The following is a 13,517-nucleotide window of genomic DNA, read 5'->3' as shown; positions in this document are numbered from 1 at the left end:
CGGCGGGACCCGATCGTCCGACCTGTGTCCGTGCGCCGGCGCCGCTCAGCGAGCCCCGGCGAACTGCGCCTCCTCTGTCGAGCCGCTCAGGGCCGTCGTGGAGGAGTCCGGCGCGACGGCCGTGCTGACCAGGTCGAAGTATCCGGTGCCGACCTCGCGCTGGTGGCGGGTGGCGGTGTAGCCGAGCCGTTCGGCGGCGAACTCGGCCTCCTGGAGGCCGACGTAGGCCGTCATGCCCTCCTCGGCGTAGCCGCGGGCGAGGTCGAACATGGAGTAGTTCAGCGAGTGGAAGCCGGCCAGGGTGATGAACTGGAACTTGTATCCCATGTGGCCCAGCTCGCGCTGGAACTTGGCGATCGTCGCGTCGTCCAGGTGCTGCTTCCAGTTGAACGACGGCGAGCAGTTGTAGGCCAGCATCTGGTCGGGATACACGCGCTTGATCGCGTCGGCGAACTCGCGCGCCACGTCGAGGTCGGGCGTGGAGGTCTCCATCCACAACAGGTCGGCGTACGGCGCGTAGGCCAGGCCCCGGGCGATGCAGGCGTCGACGCCGTTGCGGACCCGGTAGAAACCCTCGGCGGTGCGGTCGCCGATGCAGAAGGCGCGGTCGCGGGGGTCCACGTCGCTGGTGAGCAGCGTCGCGGCCTGGGCGTCGGTCCGCGCGATGACCAGGGTGGGGACGCCCGCCACGTCGGCCGCCAGGCGGGCCGCGTTGAGAGTCTTGACGTGCTGGCCGGTGGGGATCAGCACCTTGCCGCCGAGGTGGCCGCACTTCTTCTCGGACGCGAGCTGGTCCTCCCAGTGCACGCCCGCGGCGCCGGCCGCGATCATCGCCTTCATCAGCTCGAACGCGTTGAGCACGCCGCCGAAGCCGGCCTCGGCGTCGGCCACGATGGGCGCCAGCCAGTGCGGGGCCTCCTCGTCGCCCTCCGCCCAGCTGATCTGGTCGGCCCGGAGCAGCGCGTTGTTGATCCGGCGGACCACGGTGGGGACGGAGTTGGCCGGGTAGAGGCTCTGGTCGGGATAGGTGTGACCGCTGAGGTTGGCGTCGGCCGCCACCTGCCAGCCGGACAGGTAGACGGCCTTGAGGCCCGCCTTCACCTGCTGGACCGCCTGGTTGCCGGTCAGCGCGCCCAGCGCGTGGACGTAGTCCTCGTGGTGCAGCAGGCTCCACAGGCGCTCGGCGCCGAGGCGGGCCAGCGTGTGCTCCTCCTGCACGGAGCCGCGCAGGCGGATGACGTCCTCGGCCGTGTAGGTCCGCTCGACGTTCGTCCACCGCGGATTGCTGTCCCAGTCCTGCTGCAGCCGCTGGACGGCTGCGGTGAGGCGATCCGACATCTCCGGTCACTCCCTTGTTGCGTACGTTGTCGTCACCTGGGGCTTGCTTCCGAGTTTGTGTCGATATCAAGACACTCACAAGGCCTCACAATCGAAAGAACGGCAGATTTTCTCCTTCTCGTAAGACTCGGGGGTATTCAAGGGTGAAGAAACGTCAAGTTTTCGCTATGGACTAGACCAATCCGTGCGAGGTGGGTCACGTCCGGTTGGAAGAAGCGCTGATTTTCCGCATAAGATCGGATTATGACCTCCGTTCTGGGCGAAGAACCGCTGTCTTTGACGCACGAGCTCGATCTCCTGGCCTTCGGTCAGCGGCTCAAGCACCTGCGCAAGCAGCGCGGTCTCACGCTCACCGAGCTCGGCGAGCGCGTCGGGCGTGCCCCCAGCCAGCTGTCGCTGCTGGAGAACGGCAAGCGCGAGCCCAAGCTCTCGCTGCTGAAGTCGCTGGCCGCCGCGCTGAGCGTGCCGGTGGAGGAGCTGCTGCGCAGACAGGCGCCGAACCGGCGCGCCCAGCTCGAGATCGCCCTGGAGGAGGCGCAGCGCGACCCGCTGTACGCGGGACTCGGGCTGAGCCGGCTGAAGGTCTCCTCGCGGGTGCCCAACGACGTGCTCGAACACATCCTCGGCCTGTTCGAGGAGCTCAAGGCCAGGGAGGCGAAGGGCACGGCCACGCCGGAGGAGGCGCGCGCCGCCAACGCCGAGCTGCGGCGCAGGCAACGCGAGCTGGGCAACTACTTCGAGGACATCGAGAAGGCCGCCGCCGAGGCGTTGACCGCCGTCGGCTACCGGACCGGCGCGCTGTCGGAGAGCACCGTCCAGGCGCTGGTGTCGCACTTCGGGTTCGCCGTGCACACCGCGCCCGACCTGCCGCGGTCGGCGCGGTCGGTGACCGACCTGCGCAACCGGCGTATCTACGTCAAACGCCAGCAGCTGGGCATGCACACGCCGCGTACCGTGCTGCTCCAGACCCTCGGGCACATCGCGCTGCAGCACCACAAGCCGCGCGACTTCGCCGACTTCCTGCGCCAGCGGGTGGAGGCCAACTACTTCGCCGCGGCCGTCCTCGTGCCCGAGGCGGCGGCCGTGCCGTACCTGCGGGAGGCCAAGCAGGACAAGGCGCTGTCGGTGGAGGACCTGCGTGACGTGTTCGCGGTGTCCTACGAGATGGCGGCGCACCGGTTCACCAACCTGGCCACGCGCCATCTCGACCTCGTGTGCCACTTCGTGCGCAACGACGCCGGCGGGATCATCTACAAGGCGTACGAGAACGACGGGATCGTCTTCCCCGCCGACGAGCAGGGGGCGATCGAGGGCCAGCGGATGTGCCAGCAGTGGTCGGGGCGCCAGGTGTTCCTGTCGCCCGACCGGTTCTCGCTGTACTACCAGTACTCCGACTCGCCCACCGGCACGTACTTCTGCGTCGCCCACGTGGACCCGTCGCAGGAGAAGGACTTCGCGATCACACTCGGCGTGCCGTACCGGGAGTCGCGGTGGTTCCGGGGCCGGGAGACCACTCACCGCACCAAGTCGAACTGCCCGAACGGCGAGTGCTGCCGCCGCCCGCCGGCCGAGCTGGCGCAGCGCTGGGAGGGCTACGCCTGGCCGTCGGCGCGCGCCAACTCCCACGTGCTGGCCGCACTGCCGCCCGGGTCGTTCCCCGGCGTCGACGAGGCCGACGTGTACGCGTTCCTGGAGCGCCACGCCGCCCAGGACTGAGCGGACCGGGGTCCGGGTGAGGCGGGCGACGGCTCACCACCCGCATGAAAGTTTCACGACATCCCATCACGCCGGTGCGTACGTGGGGCGGATAGAGCCCAGGCGGGGCGCCGACGGCACCCGGACGTCCGAGACGTCATATTTCTCCTCTTGACGCCGGGACCTTCGTTCAATTGACTCCGCACTACCGTCAAACCGCGAATCGGTGTCGGGCGCCGACTGATGTTAGCGCTAACATTGCTTGGCCAGGCCTGCCGTCTCGCCGTCGTCCGATCATGATTCCTGATCGAGAGAAGAAGGCAATGATGCTTTCCGGGAGCCTGAGAAGGGCGCTCGCGGCGGGGGCGAGCGCGTTCATCGCCGCCACGTGCCTGGTCGGGGGTGCCGCAGCCCAGGCCGCGACGTCGCAGCCGTGTGACATCTACGCCGCGGGCGGGACGCCGTGTGTGGCGGCGCACAGCACGACCCGTGCTCTGTACGGCGCCTACAACGGCCCGCTGTACCAGGTCCGGCGCGCCTCGGACAACACCACCCGCGACATCGGCGTGCTGAGCGCGGGCGGGGTGGCCAACGCGGCCGCGCAGGACTCGTTCTGCGCCGGCACGACGTGCCTCATCACGATCATCTACGACCAGTCCGGCCGCAACAACCGCCTCACCCAGGCACCTCCCGGCTACTGGAAGGGCCCCGCTCCGGGCGGATGGGACAACCTCGCCGACGCGAAGGCGGCCCCGATCACCATCGGCGGCCAGAAGGCGTACGGTGTCCGCGTGGAGCCCGGCACCGGCTATCGCAACAACAACACCAACGGCGTCGCGACCGGTGACCAGCCCGAGGGCATCTACGCCGTCGTCGACGGCACGCACTACAACCAGTGGTGCTGCTTCGACTACGGCAACGCGCAGACGGACGGCCAGGCCGACTCCCCCGCCATCATGGAGACGGTCTACTTCGGCGCCGACAAGCAGTGGGGCTACGGGTCCGGAGCCGGCCCCTGGATCATGGCCGACTTGGAGTGGGGACTGTTCTCCGGCGTGAACGCGGGCTACAACAACCTCGCGCCCATAAACCACCGTTTCGTCACGGCCATGGTGAAGGGCGAGCCGAATCACTGGGCCATCCGGGGTGGGGACGCGCAGTCGGGCGGCCTGACGACCTACTTCGACGGACGGCGCCCCAACGGCTACAACCCGATGAAGAAGGAAGGCGCCATCCTGCTCGGCATCGGCGGCGACAACAGCGTCTCCGGCCGCGGCACCTTCTTCGAGGGTGTGTTGACCTCCGGCTATCCGAGCGCCGCCACCGAGGACGCCGTACAGGCGAACATCGCCGCCGCCGGCTACGCGCCGACGGGCGGCGGAGACCCGCAGCAGGGCGTCCAGATCGTGGGCGGCCAGTCCGGCCGGTGTGTCGACGTGCCGAACTCCAGCACCGCCAACGGCACTCAGCTGCAGCTGTGGGACTGCGGGAGCGGTACCAACCAGCGGTTCACCTACACCTCGGGCAAGAGTCTGCAGGTGTACGGCAACAAGTGTCTGGACGCCTACGGGCAGGGCACCGCCAACGGCACCCAAGTGATCATTTGGGACTGCAACGGCCAGGCCAACCAGCAGTGGAACGTCAACTCCAACGGCACCATCACCGGGGTGCAGTCCGGGCTGTGCCTCGACGCCAACGCGGCCGGCACCGCCAACGGGACGAAACTCATCCTGTGGTCCTGCAATGGACAGGCCAACCAGCGGTGGACCCTGCGCAGCTGATTCCGGCCATCTGTTTCGGCGCATGAGGGCGATCGGGTGAAACGCCCCGGGCGGAGGTCCGGACACCTGGGCAGGGCCACGGGCTCCCCGGGCCGGGCCTCCGCCGGTGTGCCGGCTGCCGGCGTTCAGCGGCTCTCGGGCTGTCAGCTCCCGGCGAGCCGGTGGTGCTCACCACCCAGACCGCCAACGTCGCCTCGATGCGCCTCGCGGCGAAGCTGGGGTTCACCGAGGTGGAGCGGTTCGAAGCCTGGGGCGCCGAGCAGTGGCTCGGCCTGCGGTCCCCGGTCACGCCGCCCGCGTGAGCCGAAGGCCGTCAGGCCGGCCGATCGGACTCTCTCGGGCCACCGACCTCGCGTGTGCACCCTGCAGGATGTGCGGGTGGCCGCTGCGGAGCAGGCGCAGCGACGCCTCTACGCCTGCCGGTAGCCGGTGACGTCGGTTCCTGGCGGTGCGGGTCACTTCTCGACGGCGGCGCGGACGAACGCCACGAGATGCTCGCGCAGCGCCTCGTGGCCCTCGGAGGTCGCCGCCTCCTCGCCGACCGTGATCCGGGCGAGCTGCGGCATGACACTCGGCCACATCGCCATGCCGACCAGCGAGAACACCATCCGGGCGACCGAGGCGTCCGGCTCGCGGCCGAGACCCTCGGCGAGGGATTCGGTTTTCGACCGGCACTTGTCCACCCGCAGCTCCTGACCGGGCAGCAGGTCGTCCTCACCCCGGTAGTGCAGCGCCTCCCACATCAGCAGGCGTACCAGGTCGGGGTGGGCGGAGTAGAAGTCGAAGAGGTTGCCGACGTACTCCGCCGGGTCCTTGCCCGGCATCGCCACCGCGGCGGCGACCTCGTCCAGCGCCGCCTTGATGACGGTGTCGAACAGCTTCTCCTTGCTGCCGAAGTGCCCGTAGATCCGCTCCTTGTTGACCCCGGCCCGCTCGGCGATGCGGTCCACCCGGGCGCCCGCCACGCCGTACGCCGCGAACTCCGTCCGCGCGGCCTCCAGCAGGGCGGCCTTGGTGGCGGCGGTGGGGTCCTTGGCGTCTTTGCGCGGCGACATCGGCTTCCTCCGGGTTCGCGAGCGGACGGGGCTCAGGGTGGGTTCCGCCCAGCATACCGAACCGTGCCACCAACTAGTTGGTTGACACCCAACTGGTTGGTTGGCTACTGTCCCGGCCATGAGCAGATCAACTCACGCCGTCATCGAGACGGCACCCGCGATGCACCGTCCCCCTGAGGCGGTCTCCGAGGGCTACGCGCCGTTCGCGCGGACCGTGGCCGCGTTCGTGCCGGCCGGGCTGCTCGCCACCGGGCACCTCTACGTCGTGATCCCCCTGCTGGCGCGGATGTCGGCGGAATGGGGCGCCCCCGCCGCCGTCCTGACCTGGCTGGTCAGCGCGTTCGGCCTCGGATACGCGGCGGGCTTCCTGCTGTTCGGCCCGCTGTCCGACCTGTACGGCAGGCGTCGCGTGATGACCTGGGGCATGGCGGCCACGGCGGTGACGACCGCGCTGGTCGCGCTGAGCCCCGGCTCCGGGGCTGCGCTCGCGCTCCGGGTGGTCGAGGGCGTCACCACCGCCGTCTTCGCCCCCACCGCGTTCGCGTACATCGCCGAGCGCGTCGAACCCCGCCGCCGGCCCGTGACGATGACCTCCGTGGTCAGCGCCCTGTTCGCCTCGGCCGTGGTCGCCCAGCTCGCCGCCAAGGCCCTCGGGGACCTGCTCGGATGGCGGACGGTCTTCCTGCTCGGCGCCGCCGCGTTCGCCGTCGTGACCGTCGTGCTGCGCCGGGTGATGCTGCCCGACACCGGCCGCGGGGCGGGAGGGAACCCCTACGCCGCCGTTCCGGCGCTGCTGCGCGATCCGCGCCTGGTCCTGGTGTACGCCGCCACGCTCACGGTCCTCGGCGCGTTCGTCGCCCTCTACACCGCGCTGCAGCTCGAAGGCCCCGCGGGCATCGCCGGCGACCCCTCGGCGCTGCTGACGCTGCGGGCCACCGCACTGCCGGCGATCGTCGCGATCCCGTTCGCCACGCCGTACCTCGCCCGGATCTCCCCGGCCCGCAGGGCGGCGCTGGCCCTCGGGCTCGCCGCGGCGATCGCGCTGGTGGTCGGGCTGACCGCCCCCGGTGTCGCCGCTCTGGCGGTGCTGCTGGCCGTCTTCGCCTTCGCGATCGGCGTCGCCGCTCCCGCCGTGATCGAGACCGTGGGCCTGCTGGCCGGCCCCGCGCGGGCCACGGCCGTCTCCCTGTTCACCTTCTTCCTGTTCACGGGGGCCAGCATCGGCCCGGTCGCGGCCTCGGCCGCCGCGCCGTACGGCTTCGCCGCTCTCATCTACGGCGTGGCGGGGGTGCTCGCGCTGGGAGGGGGGCTCGTGCTGATCGCCTCCTCCGGCCGCCGCATAAGGTGATGCCAGTGAACGTGGCGGACAGGGGGAGGACGGGCGTGCTGCCTGAGGTGGAGGCCTGGCTGAGTCGGCGTGCCTCGTCGGCGGCCGACTGGCCGGCCCGCGCCCTGCTGTCCGCCAAGGGAGGCACCACGATCTCGGTGGTGCTGCCCGCGAGGAACGAGGAGGAGACGGTCGGGGAGATCGTCTCGGCCGTGCGGCGCGACCTCGTCGAGGCCGTGCCGCTGGTGGACGAGCTGGTCGTGATCGACTCCCGGTCGTCGGACGACACGGCGGCCCGGGCCTTACGCGCCGGGGCGAAGGTCTTCGCGCAGGACGAGATCCTGCCCGAGCTGTACGATCCGCGCTTCGACGGCAAGGGCGAGGCGTTGTGGAAGTCCCTCGCGGTGACGACCGGCGACCTGGTGGTGTTCGTCGACGCCGATCTGCGCGAGTTCCGGACCTCGTTCGTGACCGGCCTGCTGGGGCCGCTGCTGGCCGACGCCGCGGTGGGGTACGTGAAGGCGTGCTACGACAGGCCGCTGCTCGGCGCGGCGGAGCCGAACGCCGGGGGCAGGGTCACCGAGCTGGTCGCCCGGCCGCTGCTCAACCTGCACTGGCCGCTGCTCGCCGGGTTCGTGCAGCCGCTCGCGGGGGAGTACGCCGGCCGCCGCGCGGTCCTGGAACGGGTGCCGTTCGTCACCGGGTACGGCGTGGAGCTGGGGCTCCTCATCGACCTGCTGGATCTGGTGGGGCTCGACGCGCTCGCGCAGGTCGACCTGGGCCGCAGGGTCCACTCCCACCAGTCGACCGAGGCGCTCGGCGGGATGGCCGGGCAGATCATGCACACCGCCTGGGCGCGGCTGGAGCGTCAGAACAAGATCGTCCCGTTGCACGAGCCGTCCGCGCGGCTCGTCCAGTTCGAACGCGGCCCGGCGGGACACCGCCCGGTGACCCGGGACGTCGGGGTGGCCGAGCGTCCGCCGATGGCGACGGTCCCCCAATACGCCTCCCGGCTGCGCTGACCGGCTCCTCGGGTGTTACCGTTGGTAACACTTCAGGAGAGGAGAGCCCCCGATGACCTTCTGCCCCGAGTTGAGCGACGACCTCCGCGAACTGCGCGGCTGGGTCCGCGAGTTCGCCCGGGACGTCGTCCGCCCCGCCGGTGCGGAATGGGACGAGCGCGAGGAGACGCCCTGGCCGCTCATCGAGGAGGCCGCCAAGATCGGGCTGTACTCGCTGGACTTCTTCGCCCAGCAGTGGTTCGAGGAGTCGGGGCTCGGCCTGCCCGTGGCGTTCGAGGAGTTGTTCTGGGGCGACGCCGGCATCGGCCTGTCGATCGTGGGCACCGGCCTGGCCGCCGCCTCCATCGCCGCGAACGGCACCCCCGAGCAGATGGGGGAGTGGCTGCCCCAGATGTTCGGCACTCCCGGCGACGTCAAGCTCGGCGCGTTCTGCTCCTCGGAGCCGGACGCCGGCAGCGACGTCGGCGCGATCAGGACGCGCGCCGTCTACGACGAGGCGAAGGACGAGTGGGTCCTGAACGGCGTGAAGACCTGGGTCACCAACGGCGGCATCGCCAACGTCCACGTCGTCGTGGCCTCGGTCGACCCCGCCCTGGGCACCCGGGGGCAGGCGTCCTTCGTGGTGCCGCCCGGCACGCCGGGCCTGTCCCAGGGCCAGAAGTTCAAGAAGCACGGCATCCGCGCCTCACACACGGCCGAGGTCGTCCTGGACGACGTACGGGTGCCCGGACGGTGCCTGGTGGGCGGCAAGGAGAAGCTGGACGAGCGGCTCGCCCGGGCACGCGCCGGCGCGCGGTCCGGCGGGCAGGCGGCGATGCGGACCTTCGAGACCACCCGCCCCCTCGTCGCCGCCATGGCCGTCGGCGTCGCCCGCGCGGCCTACGAGTACGCCCGCGACTACGCCCGGGAGCGGGAGCAGTTCGGCCGTAAGATCGGGGAGAACCAGGCAGTCGCGTTCCTGCTGGCCGACATGGCCACCCGGGTGGACGTCGCCCGGCTGATGACCTGGCGAGCCGCGTGGACGGCCCGCAACGGCCGGGGGTTCGAGCAGGCCGAAGGCTCGATGAGCAAGCTGGTCGCGAGCGAGACCGCCGTCTGGGCGACCGAGCAGGCCATCCAGATCCTCGGCGGGGCCGGCTACACCCGCGAGCACCCGGTCGAGCGCTTCCACCGCGACGCCAAGATTTTCACGATCTTCGAGGGCACCAGCGAGATCCAGCGCCTCATCATCGGCCGCGCCGTCACCGGCCTCCCCGTCCGTTAGTGGTGGCTGCCGGGCCGATTGCTCGGCGGGCAGAGCGATCCGATGAGGTGCACGTCCGATCTTTGCCGGCGGCTGCCGTTCCAGCCGCCGGCGGAACCGCTGTCTCCCAGCCCGCCTACGCGGCGGGACGTTCAGGGTCATCCAGGCTGGTCGCGCCGCGGCGGCGCTCGGGGGTCATCCACGCCTTGCCCTCCGCCGCGACACCCTCGAGGACATGCAGAGTGTGGCGCAGCCCGGCCGCGTCCAGCGATACCTCGGAGATCTCTTCGGGATCCTCGGACTGCTGGTGTTCCTCCGGTTCCGGCCCGATCATCTGAGCGGGGATCTTCTGGCCGTCGATGAGGGAGAGCTCGAAGGTGTGCGCGTTGTCGTCCGACTGCCGCACGTGGACGGCCGTGACCGCCTCGAATCGGTAGTTCAGCCGATTCCGATCGTGGAAGGTGCCGTCCGCGAAGTGAAGCCTGGCGTTGCACTGCCGCACCCCGTCGGCGGTGATGAGGAAAATCATCATCTCGTACTTCCGGTACCGCCAGGGTCCGCCTGATACCCGCGCCCGGGTCGCGGAACCGCTCCGCGCCTCGATGAAGGCGTAGGCGACGACGTCGCTCATCTTGAGCCGGTAGTGCCGCAGCGCCTCGTTCAGCAGCACTTTGCGATCGCAGTCCAGCCAGGCGGCCATCTCTCTGTCGTCGGGCTTGTCGGCGAGCCGGTGCTTCCAACGGACGTAGGCCGCCGCGCACTCGGCCGACAGCTTCTCGGCATCAGACGTGTCGGCGATGAACCGGCGCCGCGCGAGGGCGATCCGCAGCCAGGCCCGCTCGGCGATCCAGCCGGCCGCGATGGCCAGGACGACCGACGCGATCCCGGCCGGCCCGCCGGTCCGCACCGCGCCGCTCACCGCCCAGGCCCCTCCTGCGGCGAAGGCCATCGCGCCGAGCACGGCCGTCGCCATCGTGCGCGGGGGAGTGGCAAGTTCGTGACGGTAGCTCCACAGCGTGCCCTTCGCCCATCGGTCCGCCACCGCACCGGCTCGATGGCGGATCAGCCAGTTGAACGCCTCGACCTTGATACCCGTGTCGCGATACGCGTCCGCCACCTCGTCGCGCATGCGCCTGCGGATGCCGGCCGTCCACGTGAGCCACACCTCGCGGTCCATCCCGTTCGGCATGTACTTGACGAGGTAGTACGCGAACCGATGGTCGACTCTCCGCGCGAAGCGATCGGGGGGCGTGTCGGTCCTGGGGCGTGGAGTCGGCGCGTACGCCTCGTCCATCTCCCGCCGCCGCCCGGAACGGAAGCGCCATTCCAGGCCGGCAGGGGCGGCGACACAGGCCCCGACGATGCCAAGCAGATAGGCGAACAGAGCGGAGATCCGGCCGCCCTGCACCAGCAGCAGGCCGATGTGCGCGGTTCCCGTGACGGACGCGACCGTCCCCGCCACCGCCTTGAGCCACGTCGGAACGGGAACCCCTTCCTGTTCGGGCTGCCGCACCTGTGGATCGGCCGGCTCCGGCTGGAAGAACTTCCAGACCCGGTCCTCGCGGCTGCCGGCCTTCTGCCGCTCACAGGCGTCCCGCAGCGTGAGACGCCACATCTGGTCCTTGATCGGCCCGTCGAGGAACAGCTCCATATGGCGCAGGATCATGGTCCGCTGAGCCGGGCGGAGCCCGTCGAGCTCCGTCATCAGACTGCGGACGTCCGCGTCGGGCTTCTCCGCCGCGTCCAGAAGCCGGCGGACGGTCCGCACGCCGTCGGCCCAGGAGTCGTCGCCGGTGAGCGGGAGAAAGCGGTCCGAGTCTCGAAGGCGGGCCGCCTCCTGGGCGGACAGCTCCCGGCGGGTCCTGCCGCTGACCATGGCGAGCAGCCAGTAGAAGCACAGCCGGTTCGTGACGTAGCAGGATGCGAGTGCCTCGTCGATGAGCCGCAAGGCCCGGCCCGCCGCGCCGCCCTCGAGGAAACGCGCGCCGGTCTCGAACTTCTCCTGAGGCGACGGATTCAGCGACATCTTGTAGTGGTTGACATCGCCGTGTACGACGGCCGCCTGCACGTCGACATGCGCGGAATCTGTGGCGGAGTTCGTCGCGGTGTTCTGCGGCGGCGTCATGACAGGGCCTGCGCGAGGGCAATGACGGCCGCCAGTTCCGCCGCCAGCTCGCCGACATCGCTGATCAATCCCCGCAGCTTCTTGAGCGCCAGGGTCAGCCTGCTTTTGCGCTCCGGCGCCTTCGACCGCAGAGCCTCGTCCGCCACCGTGAGCTCGGCCTCGGCCGCTGCGTAGGTGTCCTCGTCCAGGTGGCCGTCCGCGCGCGTCCGTTCCAGCCGGGCGCGGAAGGCGGCGAGCGCCTGCTCCAGGTCGACCGGCTGACCCGGGTCGGGGCCGAATCGGACGCCGCCGTGCACGACGCCGGCCTGAACGCCGACCTGGGCGTTGTCACGTGCGATGTTGTACGTCGTTCCCTGCTCCGGCATCCTGGTTCCTCTCGCCGCCGCCTTCGGTAGCCAGCCGCCGTCCCGGTCCTCGGCGGCGATCTCTTCGGCCAGCGCGGCCGCGAACGTCGCGGCGTTGGCCACGGCCCGCTGCTGCCACCGTTCGCGGTCCGTCACCTCCTTGGTTCCGTCGGCCCGGTCGCTGATGCCCCTGATGACGACCACAGGCAGTGCGCCGTTCAGATGTCCCGCCTGGGCCACACCGGCGCCTTCCATCTCGACAGCGAAAGCGTCGTTGTAGTTCTGCTGGATCCACCGGGCATGTCCGGACACCTTGGAGTTCAGGACCACCTCACCGGCCGCGATCGCGCCGAAATGCACCTGTGGGACATGGCCGGAATCGGGGAGATCACGCGTCCACGCGCCGATGCGGCCGATGTGCCGTGCGATTTGATCGGCAGCGTGCGAGGTCTCCCAACCGCGAGGGCGGCTCTTGAGTCCGTCGTCCTCGCTCGTTCCCCCGTGATAGGCGTAGACGCGGGTCGCCACAACGACGTCCCCGAGAGCGATGTGAGACTGGAGGGCGCCCGCCACGCCCACGAACAGCAGAGCGGCCGGGGCGAACTCGGCGATGGCCCGCTCGGCCAGCACGGCCGCCGACTGGTTGCCCGTCCCGACATGGGCCAGGGCCAGACGGCAGCGGTCGCCGTTCAGACGACCGACCTCGAAACGGGTGCCCTGCTGATGGCGGTGTAGCTCCGGGTCGAGCAGCTTTCTCCGGATCGCTTGATATTCCAGGTCCAGCGCGGTGAGGATCACGATCGGGCGGTCGCTCACTGTCCTACTCCTTTGCGTTCGGCGGCTCGGCGGGCCGGACCATCGGCGGATAGAGGACTGTGCACGGGCCGGCTCGGAACAGCCGGGCCGGCCGGCCAGTGGTGGCCTTGCGGGCTGTCCCTGCCGGGACGATGAACCCTTCGGTCTTCTGGACCTTGCGATAGAAGTTCCGGGGATCGAGTGGGATCCCCCAGACCGCCTCGTACACGTCCTGCAGATCGGTGATGGTGAACGTCGGTCCGCAGAAGGCCGTGGCGAGGGAGGAATGCTCAAGCTTGACGCGAGCACGTTCTACGCCATCCGTGATGATGCGCCGATGGTCGAAAGCGAGCTCGACATCGCCGGAGAACACGTGCTCGATGGGCTGCCATCCTGCGTCGGCCGCGTCCGTTCCCGCGGTCGGCTCCGGCAGGCGGGGTGCGATGGCCAGGTACGCCACGGACACCACACGGCCACGCGGGTCGCGACCCGGGTCTCCGTACACGCCCAGTTGCTCAAGGCTGAGGGTTTCGACGTCGAGGTCGGCCTCCTCCGACAGCTCCCGGCGGGCCGCGGCGGTGATGTCCTCCTCGGCGTGCTGGAGAAATCCGCCGGGTAGCGCGAGAGCACCTTTGTACGGCTCGACACCGCGCTCGACGAGCAGCACGTGCAGGCTCGACTGGCGCAACGTCAGGATCACCAGGTCAACCGCGAGGAGAACGACGGGCGGCACCCATTGGTCCTCGGTCATGCGGCAGAGACTATCTTTTTGTCAAACTGACAGAAATAGCC

At 70.2% G+C, this 13,517-nt stretch carries 11 protein-coding genes; 6 read left to right on the top strand and 5 right to left on the bottom strand.

Features of this window, described 5'->3' with window-relative positions:
- Positions 1-45: 45 nt before the first annotated feature.
- Complete coding sequence (aceA, locus tag AB0O28_RS27625; protein WP_363645046.1) at positions 46-1,338, bottom strand: isocitrate lyase; 1,293 nt, start codon at positions 1,336-1,338, stop codon at positions 46-48.
- A gap of 243 nt (positions 1,339-1,581) precedes the next feature.
- Here aceA and AB0O28_RS27620 point away from each other — a divergent pair, with 243 nt between their 5' ends.
- The 3 genes from AB0O28_RS27620 (at position 1,582) to AB0O28_RS27610 (ending at position 5,116) form a co-directional block, all read left to right on the top strand.
- Complete coding sequence (locus AB0O28_RS27620) at positions 1,582-3,054, top strand: helix-turn-helix domain-containing protein (protein ID WP_363645044.1); 1,473 nt, start codon at positions 1,582-1,584, stop codon at positions 3,052-3,054.
- Positions 3,055-3,356: 302 nt separating this feature from the next.
- Positions 3,357-4,814: an arabinofuranosidase catalytic domain-containing protein gene (locus AB0O28_RS27615; protein ID WP_363645042.1), complete on the top strand. Its 1,458-nt coding sequence runs from the start codon at positions 3,357-3,359 to the stop codon at positions 4,812-4,814.
- A gap of 164 nt (positions 4,815-4,978) precedes the next feature.
- Positions 4,979-5,116: a hypothetical protein gene (locus AB0O28_RS27610; RefSeq protein WP_363645040.1), complete on the top strand. Its 138-nt coding sequence runs from the start codon at positions 4,979-4,981 to the stop codon at positions 5,114-5,116.
- Positions 5,117-5,269: 153 nt separating this feature from the next.
- Here the strand turns inward: AB0O28_RS27610 and AB0O28_RS27605 are convergent, their stop codons facing one another.
- A complete protein-coding gene (locus tag AB0O28_RS27605; protein ID WP_363645038.1) occupies positions 5,270-5,869 on the bottom strand; it encodes a TetR family transcriptional regulator in 600 nt (199 codons plus the stop codon).
- A 118-nt stretch (positions 5,870-5,987) separates the two neighbouring features.
- Between AB0O28_RS27605 and AB0O28_RS27600 the strand changes: the two genes are divergently transcribed.
- Genes AB0O28_RS27600 through AB0O28_RS27590 form a run of 3 tightly spaced genes read left to right on the top strand, consistent with a single transcriptional unit; the run spans position 5,988 to position 9,482 of the window.
- Positions 5,988-7,217 (top strand): MFS transporter, encoded by a 1,230-nt coding sequence (locus AB0O28_RS27600; protein WP_363645036.1) that lies wholly within the window; start codon positions 5,988-5,990, stop codon positions 7,215-7,217.
- Between the two features lie 35 nt (positions 7,218-7,252).
- Positions 7,253-8,218 carry a glucosyl-3-phosphoglycerate synthase gene (locus tag AB0O28_RS27595; RefSeq protein ID WP_363645294.1) on the top strand — a complete coding sequence of 322 codons (966 nt, stop codon included), beginning with the start codon at positions 7,253-7,255 and terminating at the stop codon, positions 8,216-8,218.
- Positions 8,219-8,270: 52 nt separating this feature from the next.
- Positions 8,271-9,482 carry an acyl-CoA dehydrogenase family protein gene (locus tag AB0O28_RS27590; RefSeq protein WP_363645034.1) on the top strand — a complete coding sequence of 404 codons (1,212 nt, stop codon included), beginning with the start codon at positions 8,271-8,273 and terminating at the stop codon, positions 9,480-9,482.
- A gap of 115 nt (positions 9,483-9,597) precedes the next feature.
- Here the strand turns inward: AB0O28_RS27590 and AB0O28_RS27585 are convergent, their stop codons facing one another.
- The 3 genes from AB0O28_RS27585 to AB0O28_RS27575 are packed head-to-tail and all read right to left on the bottom strand — an operon-like array spanning position 9,598 to position 13,476.
- Entirely contained in the window at positions 9,598-11,586 is a 1,989-nt protein-coding gene (locus AB0O28_RS27585; protein ID WP_363645032.1) for a hypothetical protein, read from the bottom strand.
- Complete coding sequence (locus tag AB0O28_RS27580; protein ID WP_363645030.1) at positions 11,583-12,746, bottom strand: 5'-methylthioadenosine/S-adenosylhomocysteine nucleosidase; 1,164 nt, start codon at positions 12,744-12,746, stop codon at positions 11,583-11,585. The genes AB0O28_RS27585 and AB0O28_RS27580 overlap by 4 nt, the downstream gene beginning before the upstream one ends.
- A 4-nt stretch (positions 12,747-12,750) precedes the next feature.
- On the bottom strand, positions 12,751-13,476 hold the full coding sequence (locus AB0O28_RS27575) for an NUDIX domain-containing protein (RefSeq protein ID WP_363645028.1): 726 nt from the start codon (positions 13,474-13,476) through the stop codon (positions 12,751-12,753).
- Positions 13,477-13,517: the final 41 nt, after the last annotated feature.

The sequence above is a fragment of the Microbispora sp. NPDC088329 genome (assembly GCF_040685655.1).
Taxonomy (GTDB): Bacteria; Actinomycetota; Actinomycetes; order Streptosporangiales; family Streptosporangiaceae; genus Microbispora.
The sequence above is the reverse complement of the archived record's forward strand: the minus strand, read 5'-3'. Positions and strand labels throughout refer to the sequence as shown.

What these genes read in the sequence shown, in the direction of transcription:
- AB0O28_RS27585 (WP_363645032.1), bottom strand. Translation starts at nt 11,586, where the DNA reads ATGACGCCGCCGCAGAACACCGCGACGAACTCCGCCACAGATTCCGCG.
- AB0O28_RS27620 (WP_363645044.1), top strand. Translation starts at nt 1,582, where the DNA reads ATGACCTCCGTTCTGGGCGAAGAACCGCTGTCTTTGACGCACGAGCTC.
- AB0O28_RS27615 (WP_363645042.1), top strand. Translation starts at nt 3,357, where the DNA reads ATGATGCTTTCCGGGAGCCTGAGAAGGGCGCTCGCGGCGGGGGCGAGC.
- AB0O28_RS27600 (WP_363645036.1), top strand. Translation starts at nt 5,988, where the DNA reads ATGAGCAGATCAACTCACGCCGTCATCGAGACGGCACCCGCGATGCAC.
- AB0O28_RS27605 (WP_363645038.1), bottom strand. Translation starts at nt 5,869, where the DNA reads ATGTCGCCGCGCAAAGACGCCAAGGACCCCACCGCCGCCACCAAGGCC.
- AB0O28_RS27590 (WP_363645034.1), top strand. Translation starts at nt 8,271, where the DNA reads ATGACCTTCTGCCCCGAGTTGAGCGACGACCTCCGCGAACTGCGCGGC.
- AB0O28_RS27575 (WP_363645028.1), bottom strand. Translation starts at nt 13,476, where the DNA reads ATGACCGAGGACCAATGGGTGCCGCCCGTCGTTCTCCTCGCGGTTGAC.
- aceA (WP_363645046.1), bottom strand. Translation starts at nt 1,338, where the DNA reads ATGTCGGATCGCCTCACCGCAGCCGTCCAGCGGCTGCAGCAGGACTGG.